This is a genomic window from Mesorhizobium sp. 1B3, from assembly GCF_050958605.1.
Classification (GTDB): domain Bacteria; phylum Pseudomonadota; class Alphaproteobacteria; order Rhizobiales; family Rhizobiaceae.
The window spans coordinates 580,934-602,858 of record NZ_JBJHDO010000001.1 but is presented as its reverse complement, the minus strand read 5'-3'; the positions used below and the strand labels follow the sequence as shown (position 1 = coordinate 602,858).

Annotated in this window: 21 protein-coding genes and 2 pseudogenes; 7 read left to right on the top strand and 16 right to left on the bottom strand. The window is 62.4% G+C overall.

All coding sequences use genetic code 11. The features are described 5' to 3' along the window. Positions 1 to 266 precede the first annotated feature (266 nt). From ACCO56_RS02810 to ACCO56_RS02795, 4 genes are all read right to left on the bottom strand, one after another. Positions 267 to 911, bottom strand: coding sequence for a hypothetical protein (locus ACCO56_RS02810; RefSeq protein ID WP_433637395.1), 645 nt, complete (start codon positions 909 to 911; stop codon positions 267 to 269). 442 nt (positions 912 to 1,353) lie between these two features. Continuing rightward, entirely contained in the window at positions 1,354 to 2,634 is a 1,281-nt protein-coding gene (locus tag ACCO56_RS02805; RefSeq protein WP_433637394.1) for a TRAP transporter large permease, read from the bottom strand. 1 nt (position 2,635) lies between these two features. Then, entirely contained in the window at positions 2,636 to 3,154 is a 519-nt protein-coding gene (locus tag ACCO56_RS02800; RefSeq protein WP_433637392.1) for a TRAP transporter small permease, read from the bottom strand. A 68-nt stretch (positions 3,155 to 3,222) separates the two neighbouring features. Further along, positions 3,223 to 4,197, bottom strand: coding sequence for a C4-dicarboxylate TRAP transporter substrate-binding protein (locus tag ACCO56_RS02795; protein ID WP_433637391.1), 975 nt, complete (start codon positions 4,195 to 4,197; stop codon positions 3,223 to 3,225). A 68-nt stretch (positions 4,198 to 4,265) separates the two neighbouring features. Here ACCO56_RS02795 and ACCO56_RS02790 point away from each other — a divergent pair, with 68 nt between their 5' ends. After that, positions 4,266 to 4,988 (top strand): GntR family transcriptional regulator, encoded by a 723-nt coding sequence (locus ACCO56_RS02790; RefSeq protein ID WP_433637389.1) that lies wholly within the window; start codon positions 4,266 to 4,268, stop codon positions 4,986 to 4,988. A 72-nt stretch (positions 4,989 to 5,060) separates the two neighbouring features. On the opposite strand, the gene ACCO56_RS02785 is transcribed toward ACCO56_RS02790, so the two are convergent. Genes ACCO56_RS02785 through ACCO56_RS02775 form a run of 3 tightly spaced genes read right to left on the bottom strand, consistent with a single transcriptional unit; the run spans position 5,061 to position 8,130 of the window. Beyond that, positions 5,061 to 5,501 carry a hypothetical protein gene (locus ACCO56_RS02785; RefSeq protein ID WP_433637387.1) on the bottom strand — a complete coding sequence of 147 codons (441 nt, stop codon included), beginning with the start codon at positions 5,499 to 5,501 and terminating at the stop codon, positions 5,061 to 5,063. After that, a complete protein-coding gene (locus tag ACCO56_RS02780; protein WP_433637385.1) occupies positions 5,498 to 6,559 on the bottom strand; it encodes an HlyD family secretion protein in 1,062 nt (353 codons plus the stop codon). The genes ACCO56_RS02785 and ACCO56_RS02780 overlap by 4 nt, the downstream gene beginning before the upstream one ends. An 11-nt stretch (positions 6,560 to 6,570) precedes the next feature. Further along, positions 6,571 to 8,130, bottom strand: coding sequence for an MFS transporter (locus ACCO56_RS02775; RefSeq protein ID WP_433637384.1), 1,560 nt, complete (start codon positions 8,128 to 8,130; stop codon positions 6,571 to 6,573). Between the two features lie 1,260 nt (positions 8,131 to 9,390). Between ACCO56_RS02775 and ACCO56_RS02770 the strand changes: the two genes are divergently transcribed. Continuing rightward, positions 9,391 to 9,666 carry a hypothetical protein gene (locus ACCO56_RS02770; protein WP_433637382.1) on the top strand — a complete coding sequence of 92 codons (276 nt, stop codon included), beginning with the start codon at positions 9,391 to 9,393 and terminating at the stop codon, positions 9,664 to 9,666. A gap of 79 nt (positions 9,667 to 9,745) precedes the next feature. Here ACCO56_RS02770 and ACCO56_RS02765 read toward each other — a convergent pair whose 3' ends face one another. The 4 genes from ACCO56_RS02765 to modA form a co-directional block, all read right to left on the bottom strand. Beyond that, a complete protein-coding gene (locus ACCO56_RS02765; protein WP_433637381.1) occupies positions 9,746 to 10,087 on the bottom strand; it encodes a winged helix-turn-helix domain-containing protein in 342 nt (113 codons plus the stop codon). Between the two features lie 89 nt (positions 10,088 to 10,176). Next, on the bottom strand, positions 10,177 to 11,265 hold the full coding sequence (gene modC / locus ACCO56_RS02760) for a molybdenum ABC transporter ATP-binding protein (RefSeq protein ID WP_433637379.1): 1,089 nt from the start codon (positions 11,263 to 11,265) through the stop codon (positions 10,177 to 10,179). Further along, positions 11,262 to 11,963 (bottom strand): molybdate ABC transporter permease subunit, encoded by a 702-nt coding sequence (modB, locus tag ACCO56_RS02755; RefSeq protein WP_433638316.1) that lies wholly within the window; start codon positions 11,961 to 11,963, stop codon positions 11,262 to 11,264. The genes modC and modB overlap by 4 nt, the downstream gene beginning before the upstream one ends. Positions 11,964 to 12,010: 47 nt before the next feature. Then, complete coding sequence (modA, locus tag ACCO56_RS02750; protein WP_433637376.1) at positions 12,011 to 12,751, bottom strand: molybdate ABC transporter substrate-binding protein; 741 nt, start codon at positions 12,749 to 12,751, stop codon at positions 12,011 to 12,013. Positions 12,752 to 13,030: 279 nt separating this feature from the next. On the opposite strand from modA, the gene ACCO56_RS02745 reads away from it, so the two are divergent. Both ACCO56_RS02745 and ACCO56_RS02740 read left to right on the top strand, forming a co-directional pair. After that, positions 13,031 to 14,092, top strand: a complete 1,062-nt coding sequence (locus tag ACCO56_RS02745) for a YeiH family protein (protein WP_433637374.1) — start codon at positions 13,031 to 13,033, stop codon at positions 14,090 to 14,092. A 42-nt stretch (positions 14,093 to 14,134) separates the two neighbouring features. Next, on the top strand, positions 14,135 to 15,016 hold the full coding sequence (locus ACCO56_RS02740) for a LysR family transcriptional regulator (RefSeq protein WP_433637372.1): 882 nt from the start codon (positions 14,135 to 14,137) through the stop codon (positions 15,014 to 15,016). A gap of 5 nt (positions 15,017 to 15,021) precedes the next feature. Here ACCO56_RS02740 and ACCO56_RS02735 read toward each other — a convergent pair whose 3' ends face one another. Next, positions 15,022 to 15,510 carry a GAF domain-containing protein gene (locus ACCO56_RS02735; RefSeq protein WP_433637369.1) on the bottom strand — a complete coding sequence of 163 codons (489 nt, stop codon included), beginning with the start codon at positions 15,508 to 15,510 and terminating at the stop codon, positions 15,022 to 15,024. A 50-nt stretch (positions 15,511 to 15,560) separates the two neighbouring features. Between ACCO56_RS02735 and ACCO56_RS02730 the strand changes: the two genes are divergently transcribed. Next, positions 15,561 to 15,962 (top strand): NUDIX hydrolase, encoded by a 402-nt coding sequence (locus ACCO56_RS02730; RefSeq protein ID WP_433637367.1) that lies wholly within the window; start codon positions 15,561 to 15,563, stop codon positions 15,960 to 15,962. A gap of 7 nt (positions 15,963 to 15,969) precedes the next feature. Here the strand turns inward: ACCO56_RS02730 and ACCO56_RS02725 are convergent, their stop codons facing one another. From ACCO56_RS02725 to ACCO56_RS02710, 4 genes and pseudogenes are all read right to left on the bottom strand, one after another. Next, on the bottom strand, positions 15,970 to 16,353 hold the full coding sequence (locus ACCO56_RS02725) for a VOC family protein (protein ID WP_433637365.1): 384 nt from the start codon (positions 16,351 to 16,353) through the stop codon (positions 15,970 to 15,972). Positions 16,354 to 16,365: 12 nt separating this feature from the next. Further along, positions 16,366 to 17,568 (bottom strand): chromate efflux transporter, encoded by a 1,203-nt coding sequence (gene chrA / locus ACCO56_RS02720; RefSeq protein ID WP_433637363.1) that lies wholly within the window; start codon positions 17,566 to 17,568, stop codon positions 16,366 to 16,368. Between the two features lie 104 nt (positions 17,569 to 17,672). Then, positions 17,673 to 18,359: pseudogene (locus ACCO56_RS02715) on the bottom strand (FadR/GntR family transcriptional regulator); the annotation flags it as partial. 288 nt (positions 18,360 to 18,647) lie between these two features. Further along, positions 18,648 to 19,637 (bottom strand): substrate-binding domain-containing protein, encoded by a 990-nt coding sequence (locus ACCO56_RS02710; RefSeq protein WP_433637361.1) that lies wholly within the window; start codon positions 19,635 to 19,637, stop codon positions 18,648 to 18,650. Positions 19,638 to 19,861: 224 nt separating this feature from the next. Here ACCO56_RS02710 and ACCO56_RS02705 point away from each other — a divergent pair. Beyond that, positions 19,862 to 20,723 (top strand): annotated as a pseudogene (locus ACCO56_RS02705) (ATP-binding cassette domain-containing protein). Positions 20,724 to 20,728: 5 nt separating this feature from the next. Further along, entirely contained in the window at positions 20,729 to 21,727 is a 999-nt protein-coding gene (locus ACCO56_RS02700) for an ABC transporter permease (protein ID WP_433637360.1), read from the top strand. Positions 21,728 to 21,925 lie beyond the last annotated feature (198 nt).

Below are 21,925 nucleotides of genomic sequence, written 5' to 3'. Positions count from 1 at the left end.
TCGGCAGTAGCCGAGCCGAAGTTCCGGGTAGGCGGGCATCAAGAGGGGACGGGGTGCGGGTAAGCCCGCCGGCCCTCAAACTCCAGCTATGGGATTTTGTTCCTGGAGGCGCCGATCCAACGGCAGCTTGGGCGCCGAGGATCGAATGGAGGCCGACCTGGCCGGCCGGCGGCATCCATCACATTATCAGATCAGCAGCAACCACCCGGGAAAAGATGGCCAGATAATAGCTGGCTGCACCGAAGGAACCGCATCGATCAAATAGTTCAGGCTCGGCTTGGCCCCAGAACGTCTGCAAGCGGCATCGATTTCGCCACCTCTTCTGGCCGCGCGACATGCAATTCGGCAAGATACCAACCGGTTTCCTCCGCGTCGGTGGCGTCGATTGCCAGGCGGTCGAGATTGTCGAGCACATGCTGCCGCTCCGTGGACGATGCAAAGCGCCGCTGCCGAAACAGGCCTTCCACTTTCTCGGTGACATAACCGTGCCGGCTCAGCATTTCTTCCGAAGCTCCGAAATCGAACATGCGCAGCACGAAATGCGCCATCCAAGGGCGGCTGTCGAGACTCGGTTCCAGGAGCCGCTCGAGGGACTTCTCCGTGACATAACCGACGCACCCGGTCGAAATAATGAGATCGGTGTTTTCGATGGTCGCAACGTCTTGCGGTGTCGGCTCTTTCTTCTCGAGATTGGTTGCAATTCCGGCGTCGAGCATGCCTACGTCGACGGCATAGGATATCGCACGGTCAGCCAGATCGACGCCGACCATTTCGAGCGCAGCATCCACCGGTTCAGCATAGAGTTCGCGATCTCGCTCGAGGAGTTTCTCGACATCGTCGAAGTCCGTCTCTCCGTAAAGCCCGTAAAGTTCGTCGATTGAAAGCCCGTGCTTGAGGAGCGCGCCGTTCACTCCATAGGAGCAGCCGAGGTCGACTACCTTGGTCGAATTGGATTCGACGGCGCTACGTCGCGCCTCGATGAGGCTTTGAAATTTGGGCTTTGCTTCCTGTGGAATTCTGTAATCCAGTCTAGATAACGTTGAATAATAACCAATCGGGTCTGTATTGTTGTAAACATCGTTCAGGTTAATCTTTCCAGTTTCGTCGTATGTAATATTTTTCAACGTCTCGATTCCGTTTCCTCAAAATACGAATCCAACATAGCGCACTCGACGTGCGCGAAAGGATTCCTTACCAGACGAGGGGTATTGTTTAGCGCATGCTTCCCGAAAACTGAACCCGCAACGAGACAAAAGTCTCCTTGCCGTCATAAAGCATGGATAAAGTGCGACTTGAGGATGGTTGCCAAGCCCCTGGACGACGGGGTGATCCCTGCCTCTCAGGCCTGATTTCTCATCCAAAGGCCAGGTTGGGCAGCCACAGCACCACGCCGGGGAAGAAGACAAGTAGCGCGATCAGAGCACAGATGGCTGCGAGGAAGGGAAGTGATTCCACCGAATATTCCTCGATCGTGACATCCATCAGCGCGCAGACGGCAAACATGGCCGAACCGCTCGGCCATGTCATGCCGCCCAGGGTGACGATGCTCATCATCAAGATGCCGAAATGCACCGGGTCCATGCCGACGCTGACGACGATGGGCACGAAGATCGGCGTCAGCAACAGCACCATGACCGTGCTGTCGAGCGCCAGTCCGGCGATAAGCAGGAAAAGAAGGATGGCGAGCACGATCATATTGGGGTCGGTGATGCCGGCCAGCATCCAGTCGGCAAGATGTTGCGGCACTTGCAGGTAGATGGTGGCGAAGCCGACCATGCCGCTCATCAGAATGATGAGCATGATCAGCCCTACATCCGAGGAGGCGTGCGCGAAGGCGCGCCAGACCTTTTCCAGCGTCAGTTCGCGATGGGCGAGGAACCCGACCGCGAGGGCATACACGACCGCGAAGGAGCCGACTTCGGACGGCGTGAACACGCCGCCGCGAATGGCCAGCACCAGGGCAATCGGGAACAGGATCGCCCACTTCGCATCCCAGGCCGCCAGGGCGAGCGCGCCGAAGGTGGGTTTGGCCGTATCGGCCACCACATAGCCGCGCCGCTTGGCGATGCCATAAGCGGTGATCATCAGCACGACCATCATCAACAGACCAGGAATGATGCCCGCCAGGAACAGCCTGCCGATGGAGACGTTGCCGATATAGCCGTAGAGGATAAGTCCGATCGACGGCGGGATGGTCGCGGTGATCAGCGAGCCTACCGCAATCGCGGCGGCGGAGTAGCCCTTCCCGTAGCCCTTGGCGATCATCGCCGGGCCGAGAATGCGTGCCTCCATGGCCGCGTCGGCCACGGCCGACCCCGACACTCCGCCCATCAGCGTGGAAAGCACGATAGCGACCTGAGCGAGGCCACCCGACATCCAGCCGACCGCAACCAACGACACCTTGAGCAGACGAGCCGTTATGCCGCTCTCGTTCATCAGGTGGCCGGCCAGCACGAAGAAAGGCACGGCCAGTAGCGGAAAACTCTGGCTCATCGTGGCGATCTTCTGGACTCCGATCGACATTGGCATGCCCGCATCGGTCACGAAGAAAACGAAGCCGGCAATGCCGGTCGCGAAGGCGACCGGCATGCCCGCCACCATCAGCACGACGAAGACGATCGAAATCAGCAGCATGTCAGAGTTCCAGCGGAGGCGGCGCGGCCCTGTCGGCCGCCGTCCTGGTGTAGACCAGCGCGCCCTGCCCGCGGCGGCGCCAGGCATCCACCATGTTGTATAGGAGAGAGGCGCCAAGCAGGATGCAGCCTGCGGGAACTGCTGCAGTCACCCATGCATAGGAGAGGGTGCTGTCGCCGAAAGTGCGCTCGCGGTTGAGCAGGGTCAGGTGGAATCCTTCGACGGCGAGTATCGCCAGGAAGGCAAGCACGAGCGCCGAGCAGGCCAGTTCGAGCCACAGATGGTGCCTATGGCCGAGATATTTGACCAATACCTCCATCCCGAGATGTGACTTCTCTCGCATGGCCTTCGTCGCGCCGAGAAAGCACAGCCAGATGAACATGAGTTGCGCCATGTCCACCGACCAGATCAGCGGACGGCCGTAGAAGCGCATGATCGACGCGACGAAGACGAGCCCGGTGATGGCGGCGAGCAGGGCGACGCAGATTGCAAGCTCGATTTGCGCGAGGCGCTTGAGCATGACGAGATCCTCCGCAGCGCGGCAACGATCTCGATCGCTTCCGCGCGTTGTCCGGTTGCGGCTACGGCTTACTGTTTGGCGATCGCCTGCAGGGAATCGCGCAAGCTGCCATAGCCGAGCTTTTCGTACACGCCGGCCGTCGCGTCCTTGAACGGGGTGACATCGATCTCCTCGATCGTCATGCCCGCTTCCTTGAGTTTCGCCTCGATCTCGGCCAGCTTGTCGCGCGTGCCATAGGATGCCACGTCGCCAGCCTTGAGGGCCTCTTCGCGCAGCACCGTCTGCAGCTCCTGCGGCAGGGAGTCGAACCAGGAAGCACTCGTCACCAAGCCTGTGATCAGGTTGATGTGGCCTGTCTTGGTCAAGTACTTCGTCACCTCGAACAGCTTCGAGCCGTAGCCTGCCGGAAGCTGCGCTTCGACCGAATCGATCGCCTTCTGCTCGAGGGCGGAATAGACCTCGGCATAGGGCATCGGCGTCGGCACGGCGCCCATCGCCGTGACAGTCTCCACCCAGACCGGCGCGCCGGGCGTCCGCATTCGATTTCCCTGGAGGTCGGCAGGCTTTTGCACCGGGCCGGCCGTCCAGAGATGCCGCTCCCCCTGCCACCAGTTGAAGGAAAGGATCTGGTGGCCGGACGTATCGTGCAGCTTGCGGACCCATTCCTCGAACATGTCCGACGTCACCACCTTGCGGATGCCATCGTAGCCCGACGCGAGATAAGGCGCGCCCAGCACGCCAAGCTCATTGACGAAATTGGCAAGGCGGCCGCCATCGACCACCACGGCCACGGGCGCACCGGCTCGGGCCTGCTCCAGCACGTCCTCGTCTGGACCGAGTTGCGAGTTCGGGAACAGCTTGACTTCGATCGCGCCATCCGAGCGCTGGGCAACCGCGTCGCGGAAACTCTCCAGTCCTCTGTAGAGCGGATCGTCCACGGTCAGCGCCGTATTGATGCTTAGCGTGTAGTCCGCGGCCATGGCCGGCAGCGCTGCTGCGACCAGTCCGGCAGCGAGTAGTGCCTTGAGCGAGGCGAACCTCATGATTTCCTCCCTTGGAAAGGCGGCACATTTTGTAGAAGCCACCCTTTTGCAGGCTAGAATGGTAGTATATGACTGTCAACATGAACATGCACCCCGAACTCGCCCTTCTTCCCGACGACAGCCGACGGATGCGTCAGGCCACCATCGGCAATCGCGTCTTCGAGGCGCTGCGCCAAGCCATCGTCCAACTGCAGCTTCGCCCCGGCAATCCACTGTCGGAAGCGGATATCGGCCGCCAGCTAGGCGTCTCGCGGCAGCCGGTGCGCGAGGCCTTCATCAAGCTCGCCGAGGTGGGGTTGGTTGAGATCAGGCCGCAACGGGGAACCTTCGTCCGGCTGATTTCGGCGCGCGAAGTCCGCAATGCGCGGTTCCTGCGCGAGGCGATCGAGGTTGCCGTCATTCGCAAGGCGGTCGCAGAGGCGGCCCCCGAGCAGACCCTAGGCCTCAGGCGCATCATCGCCGACCAGCGCGCGGTCGCCCGCGAAGGCGACAATGTCGGTTTCCTGCGGCTTGACGAGGCCTTCCACCAGGCGCTTGCGGCTGCCGCTCGTTGCGAGGAGGCATGGCGGGTCGTGGAGGGACTGAAGGCCCAGATGGACCGCGTACGTTATCTTTCCCTTCCCGACGCAACGCCGCTGGAGACGATCATCGCCCAGCACGAGGAGATCGTCGAGGCTGTCGAGCACGGCACGCCGGAGGCGGCCGAGGCGGCCATGCGCCACCACCTCTCGGAGATCCTCATCTCGCTGCCCAAGCTGTCAGTCGATCATTGCCAATTCTTCACTACTTGAGGACGGGGAAGAGCGCCCGCCGAGGTTCTGAAGGACACTTTACGACACCGACCGCGGTCCCGTGTCGTGGACTTACGCCTGACGTCCCGCTCCAAGGATCTCCGCGACCGCACGTTCGAAGCGCGTTGCTTCCGTCACGAGCCAATCGGCCATGGCAGGCCAATTGTCTTCGGCATAACAATTAACCCGCCAGATCGAGTTCACGCCGAGGCCGTCGGCGCTCTGTTCCGGCCGGAGGCTCAGCCTGTTTTCGAAAGCCGCGCGATACGGCTCCAGGCGCTGGCCGACCTGGACTGCACCAAGCCTTTCGTTGCGGCCGAAGAAAACACCGACGACATTCTGTTCGGGCGCGACATACATGGTGATGACGACCTCGAAAGCGGGCAATCCGCGTTGCCAGAACCACGGTCCGCGACGGGCGCGACGAGCCCTCTCATCCGGATGGCGTTCATCGAACAGTGCCCAGAACGAATGATGGCGGAACTCCGCGGCGCTGCGGCCGGTGCGGCTCACAGCCCTGCCTCGCTTTGCCGAGGGGACGGCCCGTCGGCGGTCACCACCACCGACATGCCGGGGATCAGACGGTCGACGCCTTCCTGATCCGGATCTATCGATATACGGACCGAGATCCGCTGCGCGATCTTGGTGAAGTTGCCTGTGGCGTTGTCGGGCCTGAGGACGCTGAACTCCGAACCGGCCGCCGGCGAGAAATGTTCGATCCGTCCGCGCATCCGGCGCCCCTGCAGTGCATCGACCGTAAAGCTCACCTCCTGGCCGACCTGCAGATTGTGGACTTGCGTCTCCTTGAAGTTGGCGATGACCCAGACGTCATGCGGCACGATCGCCATCAATTGCGTTCCCGCGGCAACATATTGCCCGACCCTGGCTCCCACCTCGCCCAGCCGGCCGTCGCGCGGCGCGACAATGCGCGTGTTCTCCACGTCGATCTCGGCGAGATGCGCCGCGGCTTCCGCGCCGGCGACCGCAGCCTCGAGCGAGCCGCGACCGACGACGATCGTCGCAAGTTGCTGGCGAGAAACCTCGAGCACCGCCTGCGCCTGATTTACCGCCGCACGAGCCTGCGCAACATTCGTACGGGACTGGTCCGCCGCGCTCTCCGTCACGACGCCCTTGTCGAGGAGCGGCTCGATGCGGTCCCACTCGGCCTGCGCCCGCTTCAATGCCGCCTCCGCACTTTCGAGCTGGGCCTCGCTCGAGGCGATGCTCGCCTTGGCGGACAGCTCCTGCTGCGTGGAGTTGGCCAGCGCCGCGCGCTGGGCCGCAAGCGTTGCCTCGGCTTGTTTGAGCTTCTGCTCGTAGATCCGCCTGTCGAGTTGAACGAGGAGATCTCCCGCTTTCACGGTCTGATAGTCACTCACCGGCACTTCGGTAACATAGCCGCTGAGTTGCGGACTGATGATGGTCACATAGCCGCGCACATAGGCGTTGTCGGTCACCGGCACACGATCGTAGAACGGCGGCAGCCGCCAAGCGTAGAGGATAAGGAGCAACCCTGCCAGGCCGGCCAGGAGCGCCACCAGGGTTGCCGAGGATCTCAGAGCTTTCAGCATGGCCATGGAATCTAAGCGGAAGCCGGCTCGGCCGGTGTTCTGAAATACCACATAGCAGCCATATGCAGCAGCAGGGCGACCAGTGCCAGGAAAGAAAGAACGGCGACCAGCAGGAACGCGTCGTTGTAGGCCAGGATTGTCGCCTCCTGGGTTGCTCGCTTGCCGAGGATCGCCAGCCCTTCTGCACGAAGCAGCGCCTTGTCGGTCAACGTGCCGGAATAGGCTCCCGACAGTTGTCCGATGCGTTGGACGACGAGCGGGTCCGCAAGGGTGATGTGTTCGACCAGGAGGTTGGAATGGAACTTCTCGCGCAGCGTCACGAAAGTCTGCAGCACGGCGGAGCCGAGGAGTGCACCGATGTTCTGGGTGACGAGAAACACGACAAAGAAGGAAAGAATGTAATTCGGGCCCCTCTTGAGAGCTGACGCCAGGCCGGCCGCCATGGCCGGCGGCAAGAAGAGCGCCGCGGCCATGGCGATCATGGCCTGGCTGGCATACATTTGCGGAGGCCGCGTAAGATTGGTCGCCTGGCTGTCGAGCCATGACCCCATGACGAGGAGGCAAAGCGCCACCGCGTGGAGGGCCGGCTCCCGCCCCGGCTTCAGAACGGCCGCGCAAATCAATCCGCCTGCAAGCGACGCCACGATCATGATCATGTAGAGCATGCTCAACTGATCATTCATCAGACCGAGGGCCTGAAAGAAATTCGCGGCCACCGAGCTTTGCTCCGAAAGCACGATGCGAAACGTCAACAACGCCGCGGCGAAATGGACGATCTCACGACTTGCAAGCCACCGTATGTCGAGGAGTGGGCTTTTCCGGTTGAGCTCGACCGCCACCGCCAAGGTCACGCAGACGATCGAGACGGCAAGCATCATTCCGATCCAGGGCGCCTCGAACCACCAATAGAGCCGGCCGAGGGTCAGCACGACGGCCAAGGCTCCGAAACCGACGGCGATCAGCAGATAGGACACGATATCCAACCCGGTGATGACGTGAATCCGCGGCTGTGGCTTGAGCGGCAACAGGTAGATCGCGGCGAAGGAAAGCAAGGCCAAAGCCATCTCGAAGGTGAACAACCCGTCCCATTCACCGATGTCCAGCAGGTGCGGCGACACCAGCCTCGCCAAGGGCGCGGCAAGCAAGGTGTTCGTCATGGCCAGCGATACGCCGTAGCTCAGCCTCTTGTCCTGAGGGAAGGCTTCCAGCATGTAGAGGAAGGCGAGCGACGACATCGGCGCGGCCGCGATGCCGCTGAAGAAGCGCACGACGAGCGCGGAATTCAGATCGGTCACGAACAGGTGCATCGCGCACACGAGCAGGAAGCCCAGGATGCTGAGCTCGGCGAAATTGCGCAGTCCGTACTGGTTGCGGACCTTGATGAGCACCAGCGCCAGACTTGCATTCGGCGCGACATAGGCAGCCATCAGCCACGTCGCCTCGTTGGTCGTGGCGCCGATCGAACCCTGAACCTGGGGAATGTTCGCCGACACCAGGTTCATGCCAAGCCCTTGGGTCAGCGACAGCAGCAACGACGCACCGATATAGACGGCGGCTCTTGCGGGCGTCATCACAGGGGCTGGCTTCGGCCTCAGCCTTCTGCGACGGCTTCGCGGGGGAGGCTCAGGCGGCGCAACCATCGTTCCACCGAGTCCCAGAGCGCGCAGGGCGCCTGCGCGCCATTCCTGCTTTCGAAACCTGACCAGACCTCGCCAGCATCGGTGGCTGCCATGAATGCATCGACTTCCGCCCATTTGAGGCCTCGCCGCGGGCTTTGCAACATCGCATCCGGTCCCGCGGGTACGCATATTCGCACCTGCGGCATTATTGCAGTGCAGGCATGCAGCTTCGGCGGTTGCGGCTGACGACTGGCCGCCCTATCTACGCGCCGTTGGCGATTACTCCTCCTCCCAAATCGCCACGCTAGATGAAGCGCCGTCGACCTCCTCCCCGACGGCGCTTTTTCTTTGCGCGGCTTTCATCGATGGCGGCTAGGAGATATTATCCGCGCGATTGTCCTCTTTGCGACATGACCGTTGAACGCCCACCGTAGAATTGATCCCAAATAACGTTTGTTTTAACAGCGGAATTTCGCCCAACGGCGCTCGCAAGGCAGCTATGCAGATTCCTCCATTGCGACACCGGCCCTGCGAGCCTAACTAACCGTTGTCGGCGGCCACTCCTCCTCCCAGGCTGCCGTCTCATGAAGCGCCGTCGCACCTCCACGACGGCGCTTTTCTTTTTGAGGCTTTTGAAAAGCGGGTATTCCGCTGGCCACGATCTTGCAGGGCAGCCATGCAGTTTCCGGCATTGCAGCGACCGACGTCACCGCCTATCTGAGCGGCGTCGGCGACTACTCCTCCTCCCAAGTCGCCGCATCAGATGAAGCGCCGTCGACCTCCTCCCCGACAGCGCTTTTTCTTTTGCCGGGCGCCTGTCCGGCCGGCACGGCTGCGACACTTTGCACAGCAAATTCCGGTGGCTAGCCATTGCGCATTCGCAGGGAACCCCCTATCTCACGGTTGTGGTGATCAATCCTCCTCCCTGATCACCACGCCAGATAAGCGCCGTCGACCTCCTCCCCGACGGCGCTTTTTCTTTGTGTGGGAGTGCCGCGCCCACTCGGTGAGACCGGCTGGACCCGAGGTCGGCGCGATCTGGCTCACACTCTGTTTCCAAGCCGCTCAAAAGTTGGTTGCTTCACACCGGCAACGAGGAGGCCAAAAGATTGCGACAGCGCAGGACCGATGATTTGATGCATTGCACAAATTGGATCGCGATGATTCGAAGAGAACACTGGGCTTAACAGCGATTTGCGGTCACTACCCAGCATGTCGGAACTTCATAAACTCATCGTCGTTGCGGCCTTCGACTGGGGGAACGACGGCCAGTTCGTGCAGTCGTTCGGTCCGGCGGAGCAAAAGACGGAAGAAAGCGCTATCGAACTTGCCGAAGCGCTGGACCGCAAACATCAGTGTGTCGTTGCATGGTGCCGGCAGGTAGACCCTCAATCCGGACAGGATGGGCCCTTGACCATCCTGTTCCAGACCAAGGACGAAACCGCCCTCCCCGTGACCACGGACTTGCAGCGATCCCGGGCGGCATGACAACGGAAGCGTAAAGGGCAACCTGCAGGGAGGGAATGGAACCTCCCTTGCCACCCGCGGCATCCTGTTCCGTCGAAGTTCAGGCTGCCTCGATTTCGGCCTGCAGTGCAAGAATATGCTGTTCCGCTGCGGAGGCCGCCGCACGCTCGATGGCACGAAAGCGCGCGACCACGGCTAGCCCGACCGAGGTGAGTTGCGCGCCGCCGCCACGCTTGCCCCCGGTCTGGGCCGCGACGACGGGCTTGCCGAACAGCTTGTTCATCTCCTCCACCAGATCCCAGGCATGCTTGTAGGACATGTTCATGCGACGCGCGGCGGCCGAGATCGAGCCGAAGGCGGCGATCTGCTCGAGAAGCTCTATCTTGCCCGGCCCGATGCGGCCGTCCGGATCGAGATTGATCCGCAGGCTGAGGGATGGCACGTCTCTCTCGCTCCCAGGCAATGACAAGGTGCTTGTATCAGAGTCGGCGCCCGCATGTCGTTATGTCCGTGAAAATATAGAGGGTGCTCTCATCGCGCAACGCTTGCCCGATCGAAGTTCACCGACTTGACCACCGCGAAGACCGGCTTGCCGACGACCAGTCCGAGTTCGTGAACCGACAGACGGGTGATGCGCGAAACCACCATCTGCCCGTTGCAATCGATCCGCACATCCGCGAGCGCGCCGCTTCCGGGGCTGATCTCCTCGACGGTGCCAGCGAGGATATTGAGTGCGCTGAGGCCACGCGGACTCTCGGTTGCGATCAAAACGTCGCGCGCTCGAATGCGCACCCTGATCGTCCGTCCGACCTCAAATCCGATCGCGGGCACACGGATCTCGCCGGCTTCCGACGAAAGCACGGTCGTCCCGAAGGACTCGTCCCGGGCCACCACTTTCATCTCGAGCACAGCGCCGCCCTCGGCTCGCTCTTCTTCCGGCAACAGGTCCAGGCGCCGCACGATTTCCGACATGGGACCGGAAGCCGCGACCTTGCCGGCCGACAGCACCACAATGTCGGTCGCAAGCCGGGCGACCTCGGCCATGGAATGGCTGACATAAACGATCGGTATCTTCGTTTCGTCACGCAAGCGCTCGATGTAGGGCAGGATCTCCGCCTTGCGCGCCTCGTCGAGCGAAGCCAGCGGCTCGTCCATCAGCATCAGCTTGGGGCTTGCGACCAGAGCGCGGCCGATCGCAACGCGTTGTTTCTCGCCGCCTGACAAAAGTGCCGGCTTGCGGTCGAGAAGATGGGCGATGCCGAGCAGGTCGACGATCCCGTCCATATCCGCATAACGCTCGGCCGACGGCGTGAAGAACCGCCCAAAGCCCAGGTTCTGCCGGACGGTCATGTGAGGGAATAGCCGGGCGTCCTGAAAGACGTAGCCTATACGGCGCCGATGCTTCGGCACGAAAGTCCTGGTACCGGTGTCAACGAGGACGCGGCCGTCCGCGACGATTCTGCCCTTGTCCGGGCGTGTCAGCCCACCGACGAGATTCACCAGCGAGGTTTTTCCGGAACCCGAGGGACCGAACAACGCCGTCAACCGCCCGCCGCTCTCGAAGGCGGCGTCAAGCTCGAAGGCGCCGAGCCGGTGGCGGACATCGACCGCGAGCATCATTCGACATCCATGCGGCGGCCGACACGGCGGGCCAGAACTTCCGATGCGACCAGCGCGATCATGGCAATGACGATGGAGATGAGCGTCAGCCGTAGCGCGCCGGCCTCGCCGCCAGGAACCTGGGTGAACGTGTAGATCGCCGAGGGTAAGGTCTGTGTTTCGCCAGGGATGTTGGAGACGAAGGTGATCGTGGCGCCGAACTCTCCCATCGCCTTGGCGAAGGAAAGAACCATGCCGGCAATGATGCCGGGAAGGATGAGCGGCAGCGTTATCGTTCCGAACACCCAAAGCGGGTTGGCGCCCAGCGTGCCGGCCGCCGCCTCGAGCTTGCGATCGACAGCCTCGATCGACAGGCGGATGGCACGGACCATGAGCGGAAAGCCCATGATGCCGCAGGCCAGTGCAGCTCCCGTCCAGCGGAAGGAAAAGACGATCCCGAAATTCTCCGCGAGGAAGGCGCCGATCGGTCCGCGCCGGCCGAAGGAAAGAAGCAGCAGGTAACCGGTCACGACAGGCGGCAGGATCAGTGGCAAGTGCACGATGCCGTTAAGGACCGACTTGCCCCAGAATTTGCCGCGCGCCAGCAGCAGCGCGATCAGGATGCCGGGCGGCAGGCTCGCCACCATCGCCCAACTTGCGACCTTGATGGACAACCGAACCGCGGTCCACTCATCGGGCGTGAGGTCCAGCCATGTCATGCCTGTCAAACGGTCCCTCTTTCCTCCTCACTCGGTGACCATCCGTATCAGTTCGATGCGACCGGCGCGAGAACAGTGAAGCCCTCTGCCTCAAACAGTTCCTTGGCCTTGGCCGAGCGCAGGCACTCGAGGAAAGCTGAGGTGTCGTCGTCCTCGGATTCGGTTGTCTGAGCTACAGGGTAAACGATCGGCGGGTGCGTGTCCGCCGGAAAGGCGGCGACGACCTTCACCTTGGGGTCGGCTGCCGCATCGGTCTTGTAGACAATGCCGAGCGGTGCCTCGCCGGTGGAAACGAGCGCAAGTGCGGCGCGCACATTCTCCGCCTGGGCGACCTTGCCCTCGATCGCCCCCCACACGCCGAGCTTCTCCAGCGCGGCCTTGCCGTATTTGCCCGCCGGTACGGAATCGACATTAGCCATTGCGAGCCTGCCGTCACCAAGAAGGCCGGCGAGATCGAAACTCGGTTTGATCTCGGCGGCCGTGGACGAATCGGCGGGCGCGACAAGCACGATGCTGTTGCCGAGAAGCTGGATTTCGGTGTCCTTCTTCGTCAGACCCTTGTCCGACAGATACGTCATCCAGTCGAGATCGGCGGACATGAAGATATCGGCAGGAGCTCCCTGCTCGATCTGTTTGGCAAGCGCTGAACTCGCCGCGTAGGAAATCGTCGCCTTCTCCCCGACGTCAGCCTCGCAGGCCGAATTGACGGCATCGAGCGCGTTCTTCAGGCTTGCGGCCGCGAACACGGTGAGTTTCCCGTCAGCCCCGACTGCCGGGACGGTCGACATTGTGGCACCGCTTATCGCGGCTGCCAGAAGAAATGCAACTCGCCTTCCAGACATCGGGCTCCCCTCGCTGGCGAATCGTCCCTGGTTCGGCGGCGCGCCGACCAATCGTTATATTCATACAAACATAACAATGAGCAGGCCGGCAAGCGAAAATCGTTACCGCCACCTGGCCGCCGGCCAGACCGCAGCGCTAAGGGGCCGGAACAATCGTTCGCCAAATCCGAACGTTTCAAGCCAAGAAATGCGTTGGAAGCCCGAATAGGAGAATGTCATTCCAAGATGAAACATTCCTGGAGTATCGAATTGCCGCCGCCCTCCGCCGAACTTTCACAAAAACCCGTCACCCGAACAGTCGTGGCTTCCACCGGCCCCGTCGCGCTTCCTCCGGGCATCGTCCTCGCCGCGATGATCACCGGAGTTGCCTATTCCATCCGCGAGCTTCCGGGGCTTGGTGTCTTCAGCCCAATGATCCTCGCCGTGATCGTCGGAATGATCTTCTCCAACGTCGTCGGCAACTCCGCGAGAACAAGGGCCGGCATCGGCTTCGCCCAACGCAGCCTCCTTCGTTTCGCCATCGTCCTCCTCGGTTTCCAACTCACCATCGGACAGGTCGTCTCGATCGGTGGCCCGGGACTGGCGATCGTGGCCTCCACCCTCGTCGCGACCTTTCTGTTCACCTTGCTCCTGGGCAAAATGATCGGCGTCGACCGCGAGCTAGCGCGACTCATCGCAGCCGGCACGTCGATCTGCGGGGCTTCCGCGATCGTCGCGACCAATGCGGTGACCGGCGCGCGCGAAGAAGACGTCGCCTATGCCGTCGCTTCGATCACGCTTTTCGGCACCGTCGCTATGCTGCTGTTTCCAGTCCTTGGGCCGATCTTCCATCTCGACCAGCAGGGCTTCGGCCTGTGGGCTGGAGCCGCGATCCATGAGGTCGCCCAGGTCATCGGCGCAAGCTTTCAAAACGGCGCGCAATCGGGCGAAGTCGGCACGATCGCCAAGTTGGCAAGGGTCGCGATGCTCGCCCCGATGCTGCTCGCTCTCGGCTTCGTCGTCCGGCGCGGCAACAGCGCGCGCACCTCGCGGGCACCTTTTCCCTGGTTCGTGATCGCCTTCGTAGCGGTCGCGGCGCTCAACAGCATCATCGACCTTCCGGCCGAGATCCGCAGCGGGATCAATGGCGTCACGACGCTGCTACTCTCGATCGGCCTCGCCGCGCTCGGCCTGCAGGCGGATATCAGCGAAATTCGGTCACGTGGGCCCCGCCCTTTGATCCTTGCGCTTTCCGCGTTTCTCTTTATCGCCGGTTTCAGCCTTCTGCTGGTGAAGCTCCTGCAGTAGACCGCTTGCGACGTTGGCGCGGCAAATGCTCTAAGGATCGAAATGACGCTGGAACAATTGCGGATCTTCGTCGCCGTGGCCGAACGCGAGCACGTCACGCGGGCGGCCCGCGACCTCAATCTCACGCAATCGGCCACCAGCGCGGCGGTTGCCGCGCTGGAGTCGCGTTATCAGACCAAGCTCTTCGATCGGGTCGGCCGCCGCATCGCGCTTACCGACGCCGGGCGACTTTTCCTCGTCGAAGCGAAGGCCGTTCTGGCACGGGCGGCGACGGCAGAGCTCGTGCTTGCGGATCTCGCCGGACTGAAGCGGGGTTCCCTTCATCTGGCGGCGAGCCAGACAGTGGGCAACTATTGGCTGCCCAAATTCATTCGCGCGTTCCGACAAAAGCACCCCGGCCTCTCGGTAATGCTGAGCATGGGCAACACCGAGACGGTCTCCGCCAGGGTGCGAGAGGGGACCGCGAATCTCGGGTTTGTCGAAGGAGATGTCCAAGAGCCGTCACTTTCGGTCACGGCCGTGGCCGAAGATGAGATGGTGCTGGTTGCGCCGGCTGGGCATCCATGGACCGGCAAGACAGACGACATCGATCTGCGGTCGGCTCATTGGGTGCTGCGGGAATTCGGCTCCGGCACACGCTCCATCCTGGCCGGAATGCTCAAGGAGAAGGGCTTCGAAATGTCGGATATCGACATCGAGCTTGTTCTGCCGACCAACGAATCCGTGCTTGCCGCCGTCGAAGCAGGAGCCGGGGTGACCGTCATGTCACGGCTGGTCGCCGCCAGCGCCCTACAAGCGGGCAGCCTCGCCGCGGTCGAATACCCACTACCGCGCCGGCGCTTCTCCATGCTCCGCCACAAAGAGCACTATGTCACGGCCGCCGAACGCGAATTCATTCGTGTGACGGAGACAGCCAAGGACTGATCCCCTCACGAACTCGCGGCGAGATAGATTGCGGCGAGCCGCTCTACGCCAACCTGATCGTCATTGTCGAAGCGGCCGGGCAACGGACTGTCGAGGTCGAAGACGCCAAGCACCGCGTCGTTGCGAATGAGCGGCACGACCAATTCCGACCGGGACGCTGCATCGCAGGCGATATGACCGGGAAAGGCAAGCACGTCTTCGACCAGGACGGAGGCCCGGCGCTCGACCGCCGTTCCGCACACGCCACGTCCGACGGCGATGCGCACGCAGGCAGGCTTACCCTGGAAAGGCCCGAGCACAAGCTCATCCGCGGAGCGCAGGAAATAAAAGCCTGCCCAGTTGAGATCGGGCATCATCTGGAAGATCAGCGCCGAAGTATTGGCCGCATTGGCGATGGGGTCGCTTTCACCGGCCAGCAAGGCGCCGAGTTGGTCGGCCAGTTCCCGGTAGAATTCCGGCTTCTCCAGATTGCCGATGGCCTTCGCCGCAAACATGATGTCAGTCTCCAATCAACGTCCAGAACCGATTCCGCAGCCGAGGCCGCATGGCAACCATCAGAATCGCAGCCGCCATCATCCGCGACGGGAACGGAAATCTGCTGCTCGTGCGCAAGCGCGGTACGCAAGCGTTCATGCAAGCCGGCGGCAAGATCGAACCTGACGAGCAGCCCGTCAACGCCTTGGCGCGCGAATTGCGTGAGGAACTCGGCATCACGATGGCGCAGAGCACCTATCTCGGCAAATTCTCGGCACCGGCCGCAAACGAACCCGGTGCCGAGGTGGTGGCGGAACTGTTCGAGGTCACGGCAGACCAGGAGCCGGTACCGGCAGCCGAAATCGAAGAGATGATCTGGTTCAGTCCCGGCCAGCGCGAAGACATCCTGCTCGCTCCGCTGACGCGCGATATCGTGCTCACAAGAGAAGCCGGCGAGAAGCAAATCGGATAGGGTTGCACTATCTGGCCGGAGGTTCGAACAGTTCGATGGGGTTTCCTGCGGGATCGTCGACCAGGACCTGTTTGCCGCCCATTCCAGCCACGATCTCGTTTCGAAATCTCGCACCGGCGGCGCGCAAGCGTTTGACTTCGTCTTCGATGTCGGCGACCTCGATCTGGATTCGGTTCCATCCGCCGGGCTCGGGCCTGCGTCCGTCCGGCATGGGTTGCGATGCTCCGCCCGGCCCGCTGGTACCGTTCAACAGCAGGCGCAGGTCGCCTCTGGCGAGCATTGCGAAACTCGGGGCGGGATGCATGGCGACGGTGAAGTCGAGGGACTGCGTGTAGAATGCAATCGCTGCATCGACATCATCGACGATGTAACGAACGTTGACGGTAGCCATCTCAATCCTCCTTCATGTCGGCCCCAGCGCGGCACCGGTGGCTGCAAGCAGCACAACGACGATCCATGGCTGGGCCTTCCAGACCGTGAGCAGAAGAAAGCCCGTAAGCGCGAGCGCGAAATCGCGTGGGGCAAGGATAGCACTGACCCACACAGGACTATAGAGAGCAGCGCCGAGAATGCCGACGACGGCGGCATTGGCGCCCCGCATGGCAGCCTGTGCAGCCGGATGGATTCGGAAAGCATCCCAAAACGGCAAAGCGCCGACCAGAAGAAGAAGACCGGGCAAAAAAACCGCGACGAGCGCTATCGCCGCGCCGGCAATGCCGTTGGGATGCGGCCCCATGACTGCCCCCAGATAAGCGGCGAAGCTGAAAAGCGGGCCAGGGACGGCCTGTGCAGCCCCATACCCGGCAAGAAACGCGTCGTTGCTCACCCATCCCGGCGGGACGAGCTCGGCCTGGAGCAAGGGCAGCACGACATGGCCGCCGCCGAACACGAGCGCCCCGGCCCGATAGAATGCATCGACGAGCGCGACAAGTGGCGACTGTTCGGCAAGCAAAGGGAGGACTGCTAGAAGAAGGAAGAACAACGCCAGGGCCACGACGCCCGCCATCCTCGAAACTTGGAAGCGGAGGTGTCCGGTCATGGACGTCGCCCCATTTCGGCATAACCACAGGCCGGCGAGTCCCCCGAAACCGATCGCCGCCATCTGTGCGATGGAACCCGCCGCGAACATGACGATCAACACGGCAGCGAGAGCGATGCCCGCACGCCTCCGGTCGGGTGCGAGGGTCCGTGCCATGCCCCAAACCGCCTGGGCCACGACGGCAACGGCAACGACCTTGAGGCCGTGCAGGAGACCTGCCCCGAAAGGTCCCGAGAAGGCGGCTGCGCCAAACGCAAAGATGACCAGGAATGCGGCCGACGGCAGCGTAAACGCCGTCCATGCCGCAAGTGCCCCGAGCGGACCGCCGCGCAGCAGCCCAAGCGCAAATCCCACCTGGCTGCTTGCAGGCCCGGGAAGGAACTGACAGAGCGCGACGAGATCGGCATAGCCTTCTTCATCGATCCATTTGCGCCGGATGACGAGTTCGTCCCGAAAATAGCCGAGATGGGCAATCGGTCCGCCGAACGATGTCAGTCCCAGTTTGAGAAAGGCACGGAAGACCTCGCCGGGCGTGCCGCGTTGCTCAACAACGCCAGTGGGCTGCATATCCGATACGACCTCGCGAAATACCTTCGAACCTACGCCTCGTTCCTCCCGAAAATCGATTCCGATTTTCGGGAGGATGCGACAGGAGCCCGCCCGGCACCGGCGGCGATGATCTCATCGGTATTGCCAAGGAGCTTACGCACCGCTGCGCGGGCCGCTTCCGGGCGCCTCAGCCGGATGCTTTTTTCGATGTTCTCATGGAGCGATTGGGCATAGGCGAGATCGTCCTGCTCGCGCGTGACGAAAATGAAGAGCTGGTCGAAGGCCGACTCGACCAACACCCCGAGCGGCACCAGCAACTCGTTGCCGGAGGCACGCAGTATGGCGAGGTGGAAACGGGTGTCCGCCGCGGTACGCTCCGACAGCGACGGCGCTTCGCCCATCTGCCGGCAGGCCTCGCTGATCTCGGCCATCTGCTCGTCCGTCCGGCGCCTGGCCGCGAAAGCCGCGGCCTCCGGCTCGATCAGGTAGCGGAATTCCTGCACCGTCTTCAGGAACGTCTCCCGATCCGGCGACATCGCATACCAGGTGAGGACATCGCGATCGAGAAGGTTCCAGCGCTCGCGTGGCTCGACCCAGCTTCCTACCTTGGGACGCGAATTGAGCAAGCCCTTGGCCATCAGCATCTTGATCGCTTCGCGCACCGCCGAGCGGCTGACGTCGAACATCCTTGCCCACGCCGCTTCGTTGGGCAGGATTGCGCCGGGGGCATAATCGCCATGCACGATGCGCAGCCCGATCTCGTTGGCGACCGAAGCATGCACGCTGCTGCCGGAAAGCCGCGCGCGCATCCGCGCCGGCTTCGCCTCCACGACGGTTTCGACCGCATCGGCGGTCGTCCGAGCCTGCCTTTCCCTTGCCATTCTTTCAGCCCCCTTCGCTGAGCCCTGGCGTGGTCCAGGGCGAGCGCGAATCCTCGGATACGCCAAGGCGGAGCCTGCCAGAACCCGGCGTCCTGGAGAAGCGTCAAACAGTCGCTCTCCCGGCCGCCCTGTCGCAGCCGGCCGAAAAAGCGCTACCAGCAGGCCGGCGGTTCCACCTCCGTTGAGGAAGCGCAAAGGCGCCGGCAGCCGACGATCCTATTTCTGGATGCAGGTGTCGGCAGTGTCCTTCGTGCATTCGTCGAGCCCGGTGAAGACCGGATCCTCGACCGCCTTGCCGGCGATCAGATCGAGCATGACCGATGGGGCCTTATAGCCCATCTCGAAGGGCCGCTGGCCGACCAGCGCGGTAACGAGCCCCTCCTTGGCAATGGCGACCTCTTCGCCGATCGTGTCGGCGGCGACGATCACGAACTCGTTCTTGGCGATCTTCTCGGCAAGTGGCTTGGTGAAATCCCGATAGGGCTGCGGCGCCATGAACAGGGGCCAGCCGCCCATGATGGCGAAACCGTCGAGGTCGGGGTTGGCCGCCAGGATGTCGGTCATCGCCTGCACGCCCTTCACGCCGTCGTCATTGGTGAAGACCGGGCAACCGGCGACCTCGGTCCAGCCGCCTTCGCCTTTCAACTCCGTCAGGCCCTTTTGGCCAGTCAGTGCATCGCGCGCGCCCTGTGCGCGGCGCAGGATGTTGTCGGCGCCGGGATTGCCTTCGATCAAGCACACCTTGCCGCCGTCCGGCTTGGCCTTCTTCATGTACTCGCCGAGACGATAGCCCATCATATAGTTGTCGGTGCCGAGGTAGGTCTTGCGCAGGGCCGCGTCCTCGACGGTGAGATCCGCGTCAATCGTCATGACGGGCACGGTGGGGTTGGAGGTCTTCAGCGTCTGCGCGATCAGCTTGGCGTTGGAGGGCGAGATCGCGATCGCCGCTGTGTCGGCCTTCCCCAGCATGTCCTGGACGATCTGCGCTTCGCCGGCTTCGTCCGACGTGGAAGCCGGACCGGTATAGAAGCATTCATATTCCGAGTCGGCGTTCTCCTTGTTCCATTTCTGGCAGCCCTGGTTGATCGCCTCGAAGAAGGCGTTGTCCAGGCCTTTGACGACGATGACAAGCTGCTTCTTGGCAAGAGCGGGCCCGCTGCCGAGAGCAAGGGCAGCCGCGGCGATCAGAAGCGGTAATTTCCTCATTCGTTCCTCCCGTGAATGAACAGACGTCCTCCAATGCAAAACATCAGCCCCTCGGGCCCGGCGCCTTCACCGTGGCCAGCACCCACGCCGTCTTGTCGACGACAGGGATCATCATGGATCATCCTCCCCATTTCAGCTAATAACGGCCCGGGCCGCCCGTCAACGATCAATTTGTCCGACAAAACTGATTTTTCGAACTAGCTCCCCCTTGTTCGCACGGACGATTGATTGACGCCCGCGCAAGCCTCTGCATAAATTCGAGCTGCGTCTCCCGGGAGAAGATCGACAAGAATTATTGCATGTGCTTGCCGCGGAGGCCCCGCGCAGGATGGGAGGATCAGACCGGTGGCGGTTCTCGAACTCGAGAACATCTCGAAGCATTTTGGCGCCATACAGGCGGTCAACGACGTCTCCGTTTCGCTCGAGGCCGGGGAGGTCGTGGGTCTGATGGGCGACAATGGCGCCGGGAAGTCGACGCTCGTGAAGATGATCGCGGGGAACTTCCGCCCGAGCCACGGTACGATGCGCCTGGACGGCAGCGAGATCGTGCTCCATCGCCCCGTCGATGCGCGTCGCCACGGCATCGAGATCGTCCACCAGGATCTCGCCCTGTGCGACAATCTCACCGCGGCCGCGAATGTCTTCCTGGGCAGGGAATTGCGACGCGGCCTTGGCCCGTTCCGGGTGCTCGACTATCCCGCCATGTATCGCCGTGCGGCGAAGATCTTCGCGGAGCTGAAGTCCGAGACGCGCCCGCGCGACCTCGTCCGGCAGATGTCGGGCGGGCAGCGCCAGGCCGTGGCGATCGCCCGCACAAGGCTGTCGGAACCGAAGATCGTGCTGATGGACGAGCCGACTGCCGCCATTTCCGTTCGCCAAGTCGCGGAGGTGCTCAACCTGATCCGGCTGCTTCGCGACCAGGGTATGGCCATCGTGCTCATAAGCCATCGTATGCCCGACGTCTTCTCGGTCGCGGACCGCATCGTCGTGCTGCGGCGTGGCAGGAAGGTGGCGGACAGGCCGATCGCCTCGACATCGCCCGAAGAGGTCACAGGTCTCATAACAGGCGCCATTGAACAGGTCTGAGCGAGATGGCCATAACTCTTGACGGGCAGATCGCCCAGAAACAGCACAGCCGCCTCTCGGCGATTTTGGGAAGCCAAACCTTCTGGGTTTTCATGGCCGTCGTCGCCGCTTGCATCTTCCTGGCCTTTGCGACGGATTCCTTCGCCACCACGAAGAATTTCTACAACATCACGCGCAACACCACCTTTGTGGCCATCATCGCGCTGGGCATGACATTCGTCATCATCACAGGAGGGATCGATCTCTCGGTGGGCTCCGTACTTTGCTTGTGCAGCATGGTGCTGGCCGTCGTGATGCATGCCGGCTACAGCATAGAAGTCGGCATCGCGGCCTCGATCGGCACCGCCCTTCTCATCGGCGGCTTCAATGGCGTGCTCATAGCCTATCTCGGCTTTCCACCCTTCGTGGTGACGCTCGGCATGCTGTCGATCGCCCGCAGCCTGGCCATGGTCGCGTCCAACAACACGGTGGTGTTCGAGTTCGGGCCGGACCATGACCTGCTGCTCGCCCTGGGCGGGGGTGCCTGGCTGTTCGGCATCGCCAATCCCGTCATCTACATGGTCGTACTTGCCCTCCTCACGGGCTTCGTGCTGCGCTGGACCAAGTTCGGCCGACATGTCTTCGCGATCGGCGGCAACGAGCATGCCGCGATCCTCACCGGCGTTCCGGTAAGACCCATCAAGGTCGCCGTCTATATGATCTCGGCGCTGTCGGCCGGCATCGCGGGCATCATCCAGACCGGATGGCTTGGTGCCGTCACCACGAATATCGGCGCCGGCATGGAACTCCAGGTGATCGCGGCCGCCGTCATCGGCGGCGCCAATCTCGCCGGCGGAGCCGGCACGGCAATCGGCGCGATCATCGGCGCAGCACTGATCGAAGTGATCCGCAACAGCCTTGGCCTGCTCGGCATCAATGCCTTCTGGCAGGGCACCTTTATAGGCGGCGCCATCATCGTGGCAGTCCTGTTCGACCGGTTGCGCCACGTTCGTCAAAGCGACTGAAGGCAGTCCAAATCCTGCGGCTTTAATCCTATTTGTCAGACAATTATTGACTCCGTTTTCGTGCTGCGATTAGCTGTTGCCGGACGAGAGGAATTCCGGGGGAGGCGTACCGGGAGGAGATTTCGAAGCGGAAGCCTTCCGCCACTCGGCGCTCACGCCGGATATTCGTTCATCGCTCACCTACTGCCTAGGGAAACA